Source organism: Desulfobulbaceae bacterium, from assembly GCA_013792005.1.
Classification (GTDB): Bacteria; Desulfobacterota; Desulfobulbia; order Desulfobulbales; family VMSU01; genus VMSU01.
In genome coordinates this window covers 23,518-38,708 of sequence record VMSU01000106.1, presented here as the reverse complement: position 1 = coordinate 38,708, position 15,191 = coordinate 23,518, and the positions used below count along the sequence as shown (strand labels likewise).

The window sequence follows — 15,191 nt, the reverse complement described above, 5'->3', positions numbered from 1 at the left end:
CGGCCAAAGACCTTGGCTGTTGAAATGGGAAATTCTATCATCTCATGGTCCGGCAGCTTGTACTTAAAACGCGGGGCATCCGGGATACCGTAGATATCATGCCGGATCGGGAAAATACTTGAATCATACTTAAAACCAAGTTCTTCCAAGATGTCCAGTGCCCAGAGGGATTTTCTGGTGATGGAGTAACTTGGCGCCCGGTAGCTTACAATTTCACGGCCACTGATTGCCTCCAGGATATCTTTCGCCTTTTTGGTGTCTTCTCGAAATTCTTGCGGCGTTAAGGTATATATCCGGCGGTGGCGATAACTATGGCACCCAATATCATGGCCGCCATTGACAATACTTTGTACCAAGGCTGGATAACGTTCGGCTATCCAGCCGACAATGAAAAAGGTTGCCTTGACCTGATGCCCATCAAGGATATCAAGAATAACTTGAGTATTACGCTCGACCCTGGACGGCATACCATCCCAGGCGGCAGGATCGACAACATCGTCAAAGGCCGACACCTGATAGTAGTCTTCAACATCGATTGTAAGATATCATAATATACGCGGCCACAAATAGTGCCGAAATAATAGTCAGGTTAAGCAATCAAGATGCCGTTCGCCCGGATTTCATGAACCAGAGGAATCCAAGTGTCACGCTCATAAGATTCGGTAGCGAGCGGCACGGGATGCAACCGAAAATCGATTCGCCAGGCGAGTTTATTGAGCATAGCGCCCTCGCTGTATCGATTTTTACCGAAATCAGATGACACAATAGCCACATCGAGATCGCTGTCTGCTGTTTGTTTTCCCCGCGCCACCGAGCCATAGACGAAAACCTTATCAACGTGGATCCCTTTCGCCTCAATGACTGCTATAAATCTTCTCACGATATCCCTGACTTTTTCCGTAACCATACATAGACCTTTTTGATTGCGCGAAATTTATCTCTTGCGAATTCCGGCGTACATTTCTGATAAAATTCCATCTTTACATCCGGATACCGCGCCTCTGTGTGAAATTCCATAAATTCGGCCAGTTGATCCAATATTGCCTCGGGCAAATCAAGCCCTGTGCGCCCTGCAAGGATAATAAGTGAATGCGAAAACGGCGCATGGTCGCCTGTATGCTTAACAACTAGAGCCTTGAGAAGCTTTTCTAGGGCAAGATGCCCAAAAAAAAGGGCATACGGATATCGCCTGGAACGCATAAGTGACGAACCTGTATCCATATCGTATATTGCGCTTTCGAGCCAATAGACAATAGTCTTGCCGATGTCGATTTCTTTCTTGCCTGTCATGGCCGTAAGTGAATAGTCCTTTAAGAAAAGTGCCGTTGCGGGACTTGGAAAATACTGATATACCGTTTATCAAGCTATCGCATCTCGTCATTCCAGCATGGTTCTAGCCGGAATCCAGCTCAATTTCTGGATACCAGCTAGGGGCATGCTGGTATGACGGCAACAGGAAGATGGTACTTTAATAAATTCCAAGTCTCTGATATTTGCCGTCTTGGCAACATGGTTCTCGCTGGTATCCAGCGTACATATCTCCTGATTTTCTTCACTTGCCATCCCAACTCATCAAACGTTTCTGAACCTATCAACCATGCTGCCACGCTGATAAAATACCTTACCCACCCGGACAATGCGTGCGCACAACACGGGATTCTCTATCTGTGCCAAAATCGACAGATCAACGGTATGCGGGATGTCAGAGTTATCAAGCTCCGAGGCCACCGAGACTAGGGTCTGGTAGTCCAGCCTGTCTCCTACGAGGGTCAGGTCGATGTCCGAGCCATTCTTGTAGGTTCCTTTCGCACGGGAGCCATACATGATTGCCTGTTCGATGACGGGGTAACGTGCCAAAACCGCACGAATAATGGCGCAAACGTTTTCCGAAAGACCGAACTCCATCACTCCGCCTGGACACAGCGCTGGGAGAATTCAGCAGAGAGCGCCTGGAATTCCTGGAAGAAACGGGAGAATACCGCTGCGTAAACTTTGTCTGCAATGTCTTGGTCGTAGGCGTGGGAGGTCAGGTTGCGGGAGGTGATCATCTCCATCCAGATCTCACCGTTCCCGATGAGCCCCCGCTTGAAAGCCTCACGCGTCGTGTCGCGGGAGCCGATCAGTCCCACATGCCCTTGGTATTCGAGGTAGTCTTTCAGGAGATTCCACGCGAGCTCGTGAGTGTATTCAAAGCCCTGAATAACCCCCTGCTTTTCCAGTTTGGAGAGCGGTCGTTGACCGGCAAGGTCAATGCTTTCCTCGAGTTCATGAAAGGCCTTGTTGAAATTATTGAACCGCTGTTGCCAGCGAACGTCTTCCGTCATAGGTTCACTCTCCGGCGGATTGATGTCATAAAACTCACAGACTGATATGACGCAGCAAGCCTGATCCCAAGAAATTTGCTACCCAGAGTGGGAGCCATGCCCAGAGAGCTGCCAAGTGCTCGCGTTTGCCGTTGGATGATGTACATACCCCATTGGCACTTTTTGCAGGCTGGCCAGCAAGATGCACGGTATGCCAATACAATGCCTGAGACTCGGCCCCCCACTGGGCCTTAAATTTTTATGTCCCTTCTGCTAGGGTCGAACGACCAAAGTCAAAGTAATCATGCCCTGAGTCCGCAGCATACTTCAAAAAGTTCCAGTTGAGAAGCATGTTGAGATACAAGGTATTGTATTCACGCAGAGTTGAAGCCCAAGGGATACAAACCCGCTTGCCGGTCATCAGAATAATTCCGCACTCTATCACTTTATCATCTTTATGAATTAGACCCATCCGCGCAGCATCGCCGTAATGATCCACGAACACCTTAATCCAACCCTTGGCGTGGACTAGGGAGCCAAGATCCCGCATATTGGAACTAATCTTCATTCAAGATCAACCAGAAACGGCAAAGGGAGAACGAACCTCTTTCTTTAGCAACATGCCAAGGGAGCGAACAAAAAATCACACAATAACCGATCAAAGCGAATAGCGGTCTTATTTAAATTGTTATAGTGCCGAAATTTTGACAAGGGCTTTGCGGCATGAATTCTTGGTTGCCCTGGATCAACCTCCCAGGGATGCAGATAAAAAACAAAGGGTTGTTGCTCATCTCTATTGATCTTCGTCAACAAAATCTTGGTCAGCCAATAGGGAAAAAGTCTAAAATAACCACCTCCTGCCGCCGGGATGTTACGGCCAAAGACCTTGGCTGTTGAAATGGGAAATTCTATCATCTCATGGTCCGGCAGCTTGTACTTAAAACGCGGTGCGTCGGGGATGCCGTAGATATCATGCCGGATCGGAAAAATGCTTGAGTCATACTTAAAACCAAGTTCTTCCAAGATGTCCAGTGCCCAAAGGGATTTCCTGGTAATGGAGTAACTTGGCGCCCGGTAGCTTACAACTTCACGGCCACTGATTGCCTCCAGGATATCTTTCGCCTTTTTGGTGTCTTCTCGAAACTCTTGCGGCGTTAAGGTATAGATCCGGCGGTGGCGATAACTATGACACCCAATATCATGGCCGCGATCGACAATACTTTGCACCAAGGCTGGATACCGTTCGGCGATCCACCCGACGATGAAAAAGGTCGCCTTGACCTGATGCCCATCAAGGATATCAAGAATGACCTGAGTATTACGCTCGACCCTGGACGGCATACCATCCCAGGCGGCAGGATCAACAACATCGTCAAAGGCCGACACCTGATAGTAGTCTTCAACATCGATTGTAAGATAATTTATTATTGGCTGTGAGTGCATCAACAGAAAAACCCTGCAAGGTGGTAGAGTAAGATACCCAGGGAAGCACCCACGATCATCATTGCTTATCTCCCAGACTATCACATAGTCCTGTTATCGCTTGTTCGATAATTTCACCCTTTACTTTGCCCGCGATTTTCACTATCAGACTTTGTGCCAGTGTGAAAACCTTTTCAGTTCGGATCCAACTCTGGCAGGGTAATGTGCCGAACTGTAAACATTCTGCAGTCAACTCTACTGCACCCGGATGATAGCCCTTTGAAGTCACGGCCAAGGCGATAAAATCACCATTGCTGTCAGGAACGGTACGCATTAAAATGGGACGCTTCTTGCTACTTTTCAGATCAGAGAATGGAAACGGTATCAGCACAATACTTCCAGTCTCAAACATCCTTCCATACCTCATCCTCGGTATTGTCCCAGATGTGTAATAACACACTCTCTTGAGCCAGCATTAAATCATCAGGCCTTGGATACTCCTGTTTCCCCTTAAGGTATCCGACAAAATCAAGCACCTCTCTGGCCATAGATTCTGGTAATGTTTTTACCTGATTATAAATAATTTCTGCCGTATTCATTGTCGGATTCCTTAAATTTGATGAATTCGTAAACAATCACCAAAATTTTGACCCGCGTGCGCAACAAAAAACATGTTGCTCACGCTACATCTACTAAAGCTAGAATCAGGTTTTATTTTAATTAGTTACGTTTTCTGGATGCCGGGTCAAGCCCGGCATGACGAGAGAACTTTTGACTGTCGAGTACTTTATCTGATTAACGACAAATGGACACCTCACCCAACATTTCGTCACCCCAGCACTCAGTTCATTCCTCGCTTGACGGAGATGATTTTAGCTGGGGTCCAGTGCGTCACAGTGGTCTGGGTTCCGGCTGAAAGCATAGTATGACGAGAAAATACGTATATGCACAGTTTCAGAACAAATGTGCCAAAGAAGAACTACCGGGCCCCCTTCTGAAACAAAACTGTCTTCACCGTTTTAAAAACAATCCACAGGTCCATAATCAGAGACAAATTCTTTAAGTAATACAGATCATACTCTAATTTACGTAAGGCGTCTTCTTCGGAGGCCCCATAGGGATAACAGACCTGAGCCCAACCGGTTACGCCTGGTTTAATGTTGTGGCGAAGTGCGTAGTAAGGAATCTTCTTTGCCAACTCCTTAACAAACACAGGGCGCTCTGGCCGGGGTCCGACTAGACTCATCTCCCCCTTCAACACATTAAACAGCTGCGGGATCTCATCAATCCGGAGTTTTCGGATCAAGTTGCCGAATCTGGTCACCCGACTATCATTTTTTTTGGCCCAGACAGCCCCGTCTTTCTCGGCATCCTGACACATTGAACGAAACTTGATTACCTGAAATGTCTCTCCACGCTCGCCGACCCGATCTTGGGTGTAAAATATCGCCCCAGGCGATTCGAGTTTGATGACAATGGCACTGAGCAACATCAATGGACTCGCCAGAATCAAACCTACAGCAGAAAGCGCCAAATCAAAAAACCGCTTTCCGACTTTATTCATACGACCAATAGTAAACCCTTGCGAAAAAATAATCCAGTCAGGATTGACCTTTTCCACCATCAGCTTACTGGCAAGCTCCTCATAAAATCCAATGCCAGCCTCAATGTCGACGCCGTCTAGCTTACACTCAATCAACTCTTCGACAGGCATGGTCCCACGCCTATCCTCAAGCGCCACGATCACCATCTCCGCTTGATACTCACCACATAAATCATCAAGCTTCCGTTCACCCAATCGAAAAAACGGGATCCGGTGCAGATCATACTGTGGTTCTCCCCCCCCGACGATGGCGACAATCTTATACCCCGAATCAAGGCTATCCACGACCTCATGAACAATGCATCCGGCCAAGTCCCCACACCCCAATATAATAATGGGTTGGGCAAAAAAACGGCGCCCCAAGGCAATCACATAAAAAAACCGCCAGGCAGCCAAGGCTCCACAGATAACAAAATAACCGGCCCAAAAAATACTGAGGGGGATGATCACTACGGGAAACAAATAATACAGCCCGGACAACACTATACAACCAAAACCGAAGGCCTGAGTCATCCGAGTAGCCGTATCGGCAAACGAAGAGTAGACATTCAAATCATACAGATCAAAAAAATACAGACTGAGCTGAAAAATTACCGCGACTAAGCCGGACCGCAATACGCTGACAGTAACCGCGTCGATAAACTGCTCTTGGCCCAAAAAGACCAAATGCATCAACACCAGCGCCGAAAAGATCAATACCCCTTCAGTGAGAAAAAAAACGATCCGCCGAACCGGATAATATTTACCTGAGATATATGGCATTGCGTTGATAGCAGAATTGGGGCCTTTCCTGGTCCTAACAAGGAAAATGCCCATGAACAGGCAACCCGAAATGTCATGCCTGCATAAAATGCCAAATAGACCTATGGCACTTAGGAATTATAAAAATGCTGTCTAGCTATGCTGTCATCCATGCTCCTCGCTAGATGCCAGCTAAAAATATGATGGATGATTCGAGACTTGGCAAACAGTATATCATTAATTGCTGAGTCCCTTAAGTCAAAGGCATTAAGCCAAAGCCCTCGCCAAGTGTAGCTGATAGATTAAGCTCTCTGTTCCTGTATCATCCTTTGGTTGAGTATTCGGCATAACCCGCGGCATAGTAACCGTACTCATCGTAACCCGACATCTTGGCACTCAGCTTATTCGCCTGGTAACCATTAAAGACAACACCAATGATCTTTTCAGCTCCTAACGATTCCACCAATTGCTTGATTGTTTCCCTATCCCCCATCCCCCAACGCACGACAAGAATAACCCCATCCACATGCTTGGCTAAAACTGCCGTTTCCGAGGCCACCACTGAGGGAGGGGTATCGATAAGAATGAATCGATCATCATAACGACTTTCCAACTCTGCAAACATCGCCTCGACTTTGGCAGACCCCAAAAGCTCGGCAGGGTTCGCAGGCCTTGGTCCGCTAGGAATAAGCGAGAGCTTTCGCATCCCGGTCTTGACGATTAACCCACCAAGATCTTCCCCTTGCTGGAGATAATTGACCAACCCTCTCGTCCCGTTGACGTTAAAGAGAGTGGCCAGCCGCGATCGTCTGAGATCGCAATCAACCATCAATGCATGTTGATCAAGGCCTTGGGCCAAGGAGACTCCGAGATTCGCGCAAACAAAGCTCTTGCCGACTCCAGGGACAGTGCTGGTGATTAAAATCTTTCGCAACGGGCTACCCGAGGGAGGGTGGAGTATCTGCGTCCGCAGAAGCCTGAAATTCTCTGCCAAGGGGGAAAAAGGTTCAGAGAAGGCCTTCAATTTCTCATCCCAGCCATCAACTCCAGTAATTGCCTGATGAGACGGCGTAACATGAGCGTGGCCCTCCTGTGCTTTTACTGCTGGGATATGTGGCTCAACAGTTGTGGCTGCTGACTCCGATGATCTCTCCCCAGGCAAATGCACTTCCTCATGCGCCATTCTTTCGCTCACAGGGACACTGTCCTGGTGCTCATCCCCCAGCGCTTTATGTAACGCCTTAAATACTTTTCCCACGCATGCTCTCCAATAATTATACTTTCATGACCCAAGCCAACACGTTAGTTCTTCATATTACTACCTTCCAAAATTCAGGATTTCCCTTAAATCCCCAAACTGCTGTAGCCAGTTAAAGCACATCTCCGGCTCAAACAGATAAAGAGCGCCTGCGCCCCCTGCCATGAAGATAATAAGTCCTGCAATCACCCAAAGGTACAAACCGGAACGTTTAGGCTTTTCCGCCACCAAGGGTACCCCCACAGTCGTTGAGGGGGAAAAAGACATCTGCTCCCCTGGTATACGAATCTCCCGCACACAATCCCTGATAATGGCGACATCAATCACCGGCTTTCCTTCTGCAAAACCGGCAAGCATTGCCTGATCGCAGAGCACATTGATTAAACGGGGCACCCCATGTCCTTCGGTATGAATAAGACGGATCGCATTGTCACTAAAGATATCCCCCCGTTGAACCCCGGCTTTAGCAAGGCGAAAGAGAATGTAGCGTTTCGTTTCCTCTTCAGCAAACGGCTGGAGGTGAAACCGGATGCCAATCCGTTGCCGTAGGGGCAAAAGTCGCGCATCACCCAATCGCTCATTCAACTCCGGCTGGCCAACCAAAAAAACACTCATCACCCCGAAATCTTGATACTCCTGGTTCGAAAGCAGCCGAATCTCCTCCAGAAGCTCCACCGGAAGGACATGGGCTTCATCAATAATCAGAAGAACCCGTTCCTTGTTCTCGCGGCATTGCTTAAGAAAATCGGCAAAATCGAGCAGAAATTTCGCCTTGTTACCCTCATACTCACGCAGACCGTATTTAGCTGCCAGATAGTAATAAAAATCGTTGAGGGAGAGGGTGGGGTTGGCGATCAAGCAAAGATGCACCTTGGCGTCTAACGATTTTACCAGAAGTTGCAGCAGAGTCGTCTTTCCGGTACCGACCCCACCGGTCAACAACAGAAATCCCTTACGGTCGATTACCCCGTAACGAAGAATCGCCAAGGCCTCCTCGTGAGCCTCGCTCATGTAAACTTTGTCCGGGTCAGGGATCAAGTCAAAGGCTTTACTGGTCAGTCCGTAGTAATTTTCATACATAAAGGTAACTACCTAGGTTAGCGGTGCTCAGTTACCGGTTTACAGTTGATGGCGTCGCAAAAAGTCCGATCTACTGCGTTGCGTGGCGGTTTTGCTCGTTCGGCATACCATATGTATGGCCTCACTCACAAAACACACCTCGCGCCTTGTATATCGCACCTTTTGCTTAGCCATCCCCGGACTTTTTGCGAGATTGTCACGGTCAAAAGAATCAACTAGCTATGATTCATCTTATGATACTTGATATTAGTGTGCCATCCGCTATTGATAGGATCACTCCCCGTCAACTGTCAACCGCAAACCGAAAACCTTCTAAGCAGTTACGGCGCATCAGACAATAATCCGACCTGTCTTGTAGAGGTAGGCCATCCCCCCCAGGATACCAAGCAGCAACACCGCTACCAGCGTCCACCAAAGGATAGCCTTGCGTCGTTTGGCCCTGATATCCATATCATTTTCAACCAGGGGAATAGCGCACACAACTGGTAGCTGCAGATAGGATTCAATTTCTGAGACATCCCGAAACGAAGAGTCTCGCATCTCAAGCAGAAAGGCAAGGGCGCAACCTACACCCACTCCCACCCCCAAGGCCATGAGCATGATCTTCTTAAAATCCGGACGGGTTGGTTTCTCCGGCAGGTACGCCGAGTCAACAATCTTGAATTGACTTCCCTTTTGCCGACGCTCCAGGCTTTCCGCAGCCCCGGCATCCAGATTCCTGGCAACAAGCTTTTGATAATTTTCACTCAATTGCTGATAATCACGGGTCAAGGCAGTCCACTCCGCCTCTCTAACCGGCGTCATGCTCAACCACTGTTCATATTGAGCTATCTGTTTCTTGAGCCCCTCACTTTCTTGATTCAAACTCATGATGTCCAGATCTACTTTTTTGAATTGCAGAATCAACTCATCAATTTGATTGTCACGGATCATAGCCCCTTGGCTGACACCAGTCCCACCGGCCGCCTCAGTTCCTGCTCCTTGCGCCAATCCGGCCGAGCTCTCTTCCAGTGCGGTCACTTTCTTTTGCATCCGCTTTACCTCAGGGTGGGTCTCGGTATAGCGGAGCTGAAGATCCGCTAATTGCTGCCGAGCCTGGGCCAATTCAGCAAGCGGGCCTCCAACCATAGCTCCGTTCTGCTTCACCGCTTCTCCCTGCCGTGACGATATATAATTCATCTGCGACAAAGCCTCCTTACGGAGAGTGATCTGCTCTTGAATCAGTACCTTAGTTCGCGCTAAGTCCTGGATACTGTTCCGGTTACTTTGAAATTGGGTCTGCAGGGCGATCAAACGGGCCGAGTTGGCATCGAACTGTTGCGGCATCTCATTATAATACTTCAACTTATAATCCCGCATGATCTCTTCTTTTTGGTCGAGATTCTTTTTGGAAAGCTCCAACTCATCCCCGACATAGGCCGAGGTCTCCGATGCTCTCTCCTCCCGATAGCGTAAATTCTCTTCAATAAAACGAGCGGCTAGGGCATTAGCCACTTGGGAAACCTTTTTAGGATTGCTTCCAGCATAGGATACTCTAAAAACATCCCCTTGCCCCTTACTGCCAACATTAATAGAGATGTCCCTCTTCCGCATCAGGTCAACCACATCCTCCATGGGCAACTTCTGTAACATCTCCGGATAGAGACTAAATTGCTTTACCATTGCCTCCAAACTGGTCCGACTGGTGACCTGTTGACTCAAGGTCGCAACCATCTCCTGAATCTCGGTAGCGACATCCCCTGGCCGTAATGTCGCTTTATTACCGGAATCAATCTTGGCCCGCTGATAAATCAACAGGGCCGTCGACTCGTAAACCTTCGGCATCTTGAGATAGACACCAAGACCGATGACAATCCCCACCAAAGCACATGAGATAATAATCCTGTTCCGCCGGACGATCAGATCAATATATTTTTTTATCTGTTGCCTTTGCTGCTGTTCCATTCCTGCTCCTTATTGCCCTACCAGCGCCACAATTCCTTAGCGGCTAAAAGCTTGATCGAAACCAAATGTTCAGTGTAATCATCCAATAAAGCCTCGGCCGTGTCAAACAAAGAGTAATTATAATCAAGAGACAGAGTGAACCAACGATTCAAACCATAACTCAACCCCGCGCCTGCCTGAAGCTGATCATAGTTGTTCTGGGTGTTCAATGACCAAGAACGCCACTGTCCATAGGAAACGTGGCCGTTTGACGATAAATTCTGTCTCAACGCGTAGCTCATATTGCTGCCAAGTTCCCATGAACGCCGAGACTTATCCCATCCCCCAACCTGGTCATCCTCGGCAGTAACCACATTACCAGTTACGGCAAGGACCCCTTTTTCAAAGGTTCGGCTCAAACCAAGATCCAAACTATACTCGCGTTCATCTACCGAAAGATCGCGACTTAAATACGCAGTGCCAAGGCCTGCCGTAAGCGCCGTCCGCTGATCAAAACTATGTTTCCAACCAAGATCGACACTCTGGTCCGTGATGTCACTCTGAGTCCCATCGAAGATAATCTGCTGGTAGGTATAATTCCAAAACACCAGATTCCTGGGGGAGATCTGAAAGTCTACCTGCAGATGGGGGCGATTGGCAGTGCTGTCGTCCGAAGTGTCATAGGTGTTAAAGGTCAGATCATACCCCAATTCCGCACGCCACTGAGGGTTAAACTGATAAGCGATCAAAACACTTGGCGCCTGCTCGACATGATCGGTCAAGTTACCGCTCTTGCTATCCTGGCTGGCAAAACGATAACCTAAGGACAAAAGACTCTTTTCGGCAAACTCATACTCTGAGACTACAGCCATTGATGACGTCCAATACCGTTGCCTGCCACCACTACCCTCAAACAACAATCGATCAACCTGTTGTCGTTCTGAAGCACTTACGGCGTCATAACGCTTTTGAAACTGAGAAACAACATAACCCAAATGAATGGTCGGGTCCCAGGACAACTCCGGAAACAATATTCGGACAATATCGGCCTGGGTCGGTGCATCCGCTCGAATAAAATTCTGTGTAACATTCAAGTTCTTTTGATCTGTCTCAAAGCGCAAGGTATCACTATTGGTATAATCACCGTTCACCTTTACCCGCCACCGAGACGACAGCCCCTTGTCGGCAAGCAATGACAAAGCATGGACCATCTCATCATCTTCACGGCGAAAATTGTAGCCAAAGTTAGGGGCATAAGTCAGAGCCAAGCTATCAGTCAACCCTTTGGAAGTAAGGGTAAACTGAGGAGCCAGCAGACTCTTCCATTCCCCTTTTCGATAATTATCAGATTTATACACATTGGAGTCGTAGTTGGAACCAACCGCCATAGCACCGGTCAAAATATTCTGCCGGGCAATGGAATACTCCGGCGTAACAATTGTATTCAATGCCACAACCAAGGCAACAACTCCAACTCTTTGGACCATAACAACTCGAAACATGTAAGCATTCATTTTCATGATTCGCTTATCCTGAAAAATAGATGTAGTTCACGGCAAGCCACCAGCACTAAATCATGGCACGATAATGGTATCGCCCGGCTTAACCAGAGCGTTCTGCGGCAGATTCTGGCCATTGACCAAGGCCTCATAATTGAAGGGGACAATAGTCTCTTTTCCACCCTCATGCCGAACAATTGAGATCCGATCAGTCTTGGCCCACTCCAGAAAACCGCCGCTCTTGGCTAAAGCCTGAAGCACGGTGATAGGAAAATCAATAGGAAATTCACCAGGTTGCTTGATCTGGCCGATAATATAGTACCGCCAGCTCTTGCTCTGAACCAGCATCACCGACACTGCCGGCTCGGCGATCACAGCCCCGTATTTTTCTTCCAGTACTTTCTTCAATTCACGGATCGTCTTACCTGCCGCTTCCACATCACCAACTAACGGCAGCGATATCCGACCATCAATACGAACCGACATGGACTGAGCAAGCTCTGGCTCCTTCCATACCATTATCTGCAGCTGATCGCCAAGACCGATAACATACTCGGATTGAGCCTCACCACCGGATGCGGGGCTTCCCTCACCTGCCAAAGCTTCTCCCACCCATACCAACGACAAGAGGATAAAAAAAATCCCAACCCCAAACAACCCTCTCAACGCCACTTGTGCCAATCTAACCATGATATCGTCTCCTCATTTTCAGCGTCACGCTCACCACACTCCACTACCATGCCCAGTCACAACATTCTTGATGGTCTCTAACCTAACTAAAATTCTACGAGACATGCCCACCTCTTCTGAAGCAAGCTTCCCTTAACACCCCAAAAAGCATGGACGCCTAGCACCACCGTATTATAGCCTAGGTGGGATTTCTTTTTTTTGCAATAAAATATACCGGGTTAACATTTTTTAACACGCCCTCTGCCACAGAAGTGCAACCAAACAAACCTGTTGTTTTTTTACTGCCCATCTGACATATTAAAAACCTAAACTAGCTCTTGCTTAATTTTTTCGGGCCACCCAAAATTCATTCCACCTTTCAAGAATCAACCAATTACAGGAGTACGACATTGTCGAAAAAATACCTTCCCTTTCTCTGTAGTCTCCTCATTCTCTTTTCCCTGCTCACCGGCTGTAAAGACAAAGAGAAAGAAAAAGTTACCCATTTCGACAAGGGCATGGAGTATGTCAAACAAGACAACCCCAAAGCCGCTGTCCTGGAATTCAAAAACGCCATCCAGATTGATCCCAAATACGCTGAGGCCCGCTATCAGCTTGGCCTCCTCTACCTCGAAACCCAGGAACCGGCCAACGCCTTAAACGAGTTGACCCGTGCCGCCACCCTCAACCCCGACAACCTGGATGCCTTGCTCAAGAGCGCTGAAATCCTCTTCCTCGCCCGGCAACCGGAAAAGAGTCGCGAACAGTTGAATAATCTACTGGCAAAAGATCCTGCCCATACCGAAGGACTGGCGCTTAAGGCCAATCTCGACCTTACCGACAAAAAGCTTGATGAGGCCGACAAGGCGATCAACGATGCCATCGCCCAATCACCGGACATGGCCAGACTCTACCTGACCCGCGCCAAGGTCTACGCTGCTCTCGACAAACTGGATGAGGCGGAGCAGGCCTTGCGCAAGGCTATCGAACTTGAACCGGACAACATCTCCTTCCATCAGGCCTTGGCCAGCTTTTATATCAGCCGCAAACAGACAGATCAGGCCGAAACGCAGCTCAAGGCCATGAAGGATAAATTTCCCGCCTCCGCAGGCCCCTATTTCTCCTTAGCCTCGTTCTACCTGCAGAACAACAGTGCCGACAAGGCGCAAGAGATCATTGCCCAAGGCATCGAGAAAGACCCAAAAAATCCGGACTTCAATCTCCTCCAGGCCGACATCTACAAACAACAGCGAAAATACGACGAAGCCGAGGCACAACTCAAGGAAGCCCTTGGCAAATCGGCCCAACCAACGAATGTCCAAGCGATGCTCGCTGACCTCTATTTTGATCGCCAGCTCTATGACAAGGCCAAGGCCGAAGTCGATACGATTCTTAAAGCCAACCCCAAACATGGCCGAGCCAACCTGGTCCAGGCCAAGTTATTGATCAGAGACGACAAGCAACAAGAGGCCCTGGCCCTCCTGGACCCCCTGATCAAAGAACAACCGGAATGGGGCGAAGCATACTACCAGAAGGGCCTCGCCCATCTGGATTTAAGAGAGTTCGAACTCTCCCAAAAAGCGGCAACCGAGGCAGTGCGCCTATCACCAAACAACTCTGACGCCCACGCACTCATGGCCCAGCATCTATTACTGAACAATGACTTCGAAAACGCTGGCAAAGAAGCGGGCATAGCCTTGCGATTAAGACCTAATAATTTCCGGGCGGCTATTATCATTGGCCAGAGCCTCTATGGCTCGAAAGACTACAAAAAAGCCTTCAAGCTCTACTCCGAGATGGGAAAGACTTTGCCCAACAACTCGGAGGTCCTACTCAACAGGGCTCGTTGCGCCCTTGCGCTCAAACAAACAGATACAGCCAAGGATGATCTCGAGAGCATTCTCAAGTTGAACCCCGATCACAGCCAGGCCTTGGCCATACTTGTGGCCATCCTCATCCAAAATAAAGATCAGGCCAGCGCTCTGGAGCGGGTAGCGCAACAGGTGGAAGCCGCACCAAACACCCCAGGCCACTTAATGCTTCTTGGCACCCTGCAGGCTGAACAAAAACTCTACCCCGAAGCCATCACGACCCTACAGTCTGTCCAGAAACTTACCCCCGACGCTCCCCAACCCTCGATGCAGATTGCCAAGATCATGGTCGTCACCAACCGCGCCCAAGAGGCGATCAGCGAGTATCAAAATCTCCTCAAGACCCAACCGAAATTTGTTCCCGCCATCATGGCATTAGGCACCTTACAGGAGCAGAGCGGTGACAGTGCAGCAGCCCAACAATCCTACCGCCAGGCCTTAGAAATCAACCCCAAGCTCGGTGTTGCCGCCAACAATCTGGCTTGGCTGATGAGCCAAGACCCACAAGCTGACCAGGGAGAGGCCCTTCGCCTGGCCATGGTCGCCAAGAGCGAACTGCCGGAAGAGGCCAGCGTCAGCGACACCTTGGGATTCATCCATCTCCAACGAAAATCATACAGCCTGGCGGCAAGTCAGTTTCAACAGGCCCTTGACGCCGAGCCTCAGAATCCAACCTTCAATTATCACATGGCCATGGCCTTAAAAGGGGATGGCAAGCTTGATCAAGCTCGGGAAGCATTAAATAAAGCGTTACACTCGCCAAATTTTCCAGAAAAAGACGCGGCCAAAGCATTGCTCGATACCATAAGATAGCCTGCTCTC

Annotated in this window: 17 protein-coding genes; 1 reads left to right on the top strand and 16 read right to left on the bottom strand. The window is 48.8% G+C overall.

Annotation, left to right across the window (positions count from 1 at the left end):
- The 16 genes from FP815_06075 to FP815_06000 form a co-directional block, all read right to left on the bottom strand.
- Positions 1-512, bottom strand: a 512-nt coding sequence (locus FP815_06075) for a polysaccharide deacetylase family protein (GenBank protein MBA3014506.1), incomplete at its 3' end; no start/stop codon positions are given.
- 77 nt (positions 513-589) lie between these two features.
- Positions 590-907, bottom strand: coding sequence for a nucleotidyltransferase domain-containing protein (locus tag FP815_06070; protein MBA3014505.1), 318 nt, complete (start codon positions 905-907; stop codon positions 590-592).
- Entirely contained in the window at positions 877-1,290 is a 414-nt protein-coding gene (locus FP815_06065) for a HEPN domain-containing protein (protein ID MBA3014504.1), read from the bottom strand. The genes FP815_06070 and FP815_06065 overlap by 31 nt, the downstream gene beginning before the upstream one ends.
- Positions 1,291-1,377: 87 nt before the next feature.
- Entirely contained in the window at positions 1,378-1,563 is a 186-nt protein-coding gene (locus FP815_06060) for a hypothetical protein (GenBank protein ID MBA3014503.1), read from the bottom strand.
- Between the two features lie 9 nt (positions 1,564-1,572).
- Positions 1,573-1,905, bottom strand: coding sequence for a nucleotidyltransferase domain-containing protein (locus FP815_06055; protein ID MBA3014502.1), 333 nt, complete (start codon positions 1,903-1,905; stop codon positions 1,573-1,575).
- A complete protein-coding gene (locus tag FP815_06050) occupies positions 1,905-2,324 on the bottom strand; it encodes a nucleotidyltransferase (GenBank protein MBA3014501.1) in 420 nt (139 codons plus the stop codon). The genes FP815_06055 and FP815_06050 overlap by 1 nt, the downstream gene beginning before the upstream one ends.
- A gap of 238 nt (positions 2,325-2,562) precedes the next feature.
- Positions 2,563-2,871, bottom strand: a complete 309-nt coding sequence (locus FP815_06045; GenBank protein ID MBA3014500.1) for a GNAT family N-acetyltransferase — start codon at positions 2,869-2,871, stop codon at positions 2,563-2,565.
- Positions 2,872-2,915: 44 nt separating this feature from the next.
- Positions 2,916-3,731 (bottom strand): DUF3473 domain-containing protein, encoded by an 816-nt coding sequence (locus FP815_06040; protein MBA3014499.1) that lies wholly within the window; start codon positions 3,729-3,731, stop codon positions 2,916-2,918.
- Between the two features lie 73 nt (positions 3,732-3,804).
- A complete protein-coding gene (locus tag FP815_06035; GenBank protein ID MBA3014498.1) occupies positions 3,805-4,152 on the bottom strand; it encodes a type II toxin-antitoxin system PemK/MazF family toxin in 348 nt (115 codons plus the stop codon).
- Positions 4,130-4,324 carry a DUF2281 domain-containing protein gene (locus FP815_06030; GenBank protein ID MBA3014497.1) on the bottom strand — a complete coding sequence of 65 codons (195 nt, stop codon included), beginning with the start codon at positions 4,322-4,324 and terminating at the stop codon, positions 4,130-4,132. The genes FP815_06035 and FP815_06030 overlap by 23 nt, the downstream gene beginning before the upstream one ends.
- A gap of 380 nt (positions 4,325-4,704) precedes the next feature.
- Positions 4,705-6,144, bottom strand: coding sequence for a TIGR03013 family PEP-CTERM/XrtA system glycosyltransferase (locus tag FP815_06025; GenBank protein MBA3014496.1), 1,440 nt, complete (start codon positions 6,142-6,144; stop codon positions 4,705-4,707).
- Between the two features lie 247 nt (positions 6,145-6,391).
- Complete coding sequence (locus FP815_06020; protein MBA3014495.1) at positions 6,392-7,327, bottom strand: CpsD/CapB family tyrosine-protein kinase; 936 nt, start codon at positions 7,325-7,327, stop codon at positions 6,392-6,394.
- Between the two features lie 60 nt (positions 7,328-7,387).
- Positions 7,388-8,407: an AAA family ATPase gene (locus tag FP815_06015; protein MBA3014494.1), complete on the bottom strand. Its 1,020-nt coding sequence runs from the start codon at positions 8,405-8,407 to the stop codon at positions 7,388-7,390.
- Positions 8,408-8,737: 330 nt separating this feature from the next.
- Positions 8,738-10,351 (bottom strand): hypothetical protein, encoded by a 1,614-nt coding sequence (locus tag FP815_06010; GenBank protein ID MBA3014493.1) that lies wholly within the window; start codon positions 10,349-10,351, stop codon positions 8,738-8,740.
- 17 nt (positions 10,352-10,368) lie between these two features.
- The gene (locus FP815_06005) at positions 10,369-11,850 is read right to left on the bottom strand and encodes an outer membrane beta-barrel protein (protein MBA3014492.1); all 1,482 of its coding nucleotides are present in this window, start codon (positions 11,848-11,850) and stop codon (positions 10,369-10,371) included.
- A gap of 54 nt (positions 11,851-11,904) precedes the next feature.
- Positions 11,905-12,519, bottom strand: a complete 615-nt coding sequence (locus FP815_06000; GenBank protein MBA3014491.1) for a polysaccharide export protein — start codon at positions 12,517-12,519, stop codon at positions 11,905-11,907.
- Positions 12,520-12,908: 389 nt separating this feature from the next.
- On the opposite strand from FP815_06000, the gene FP815_05995 reads away from it, so the two are divergent.
- Positions 12,909-15,182, top strand: a complete 2,274-nt coding sequence (locus tag FP815_05995; protein MBA3014490.1) for a tetratricopeptide repeat protein — start codon at positions 12,909-12,911, stop codon at positions 15,180-15,182.
- Positions 15,183-15,191: the final 9 nt, after the last annotated feature.

Excerpts from the sequence above, each read along its gene's own strand:
- FP815_06035 (MBA3014498.1), bottom strand. The coding sequence starts at position 4,152 with ATGAGGTATGGAAGGATGTTTGAGACTGGAAGTATTGTGCTGATACCG.
- FP815_06045 (MBA3014500.1), bottom strand. The coding sequence starts at position 2,871 with ATGAAGATTAGTTCCAATATGCGGGATCTTGGCTCCCTAGTCCACGCC.
- FP815_06015 (MBA3014494.1), bottom strand. The coding sequence starts at position 8,407 with ATGTATGAAAATTACTACGGACTGACCAGTAAAGCCTTTGACTTGATC.
- FP815_06005 (MBA3014492.1), bottom strand. The coding sequence starts at position 11,850 with ATGAAAATGAATGCTTACATGTTTCGAGTTGTTATGGTCCAAAGAGTT.
- FP815_06065 (MBA3014504.1), bottom strand. The coding sequence starts at position 1,290 with ATGACAGGCAAGAAAGAAATCGACATCGGCAAGACTATTGTCTATTGG.
- FP815_06050 (MBA3014501.1), bottom strand. The coding sequence starts at position 2,324 with ATGACGGAAGACGTTCGCTGGCAACAGCGGTTCAATAATTTCAACAAG.
- FP815_06060 (MBA3014503.1), bottom strand. The coding sequence starts at position 1,563 with ATGGCAAGTGAAGAAAATCAGGAGATATGTACGCTGGATACCAGCGAG.
- FP815_06010 (MBA3014493.1), bottom strand. The coding sequence starts at position 10,351 with ATGGAACAGCAGCAAAGGCAACAGATAAAAAAATATATTGATCTGATC.
- FP815_06055 (MBA3014502.1), bottom strand. The coding sequence starts at position 1,905 with ATGGAGTTCGGTCTTTCGGAAAACGTTTGCGCCATTATTCGTGCGGTT.
- FP815_06070 (MBA3014505.1), bottom strand. The coding sequence starts at position 907 with ATGGTTACGGAAAAAGTCAGGGATATCGTGAGAAGATTTATAGCAGTC.
- FP815_06025 (MBA3014496.1), bottom strand. The coding sequence starts at position 6,144 with ATGGGCATTTTCCTTGTTAGGACCAGGAAAGGCCCCAATTCTGCTATC.
- FP815_06030 (MBA3014497.1), bottom strand. The coding sequence starts at position 4,324 with ATGAATACGGCAGAAATTATTTATAATCAGGTAAAAACATTACCAGAA.
- FP815_06000 (MBA3014491.1), bottom strand. The coding sequence starts at position 12,519 with ATGGTTAGATTGGCACAAGTGGCGTTGAGAGGGTTGTTTGGGGTTGGG.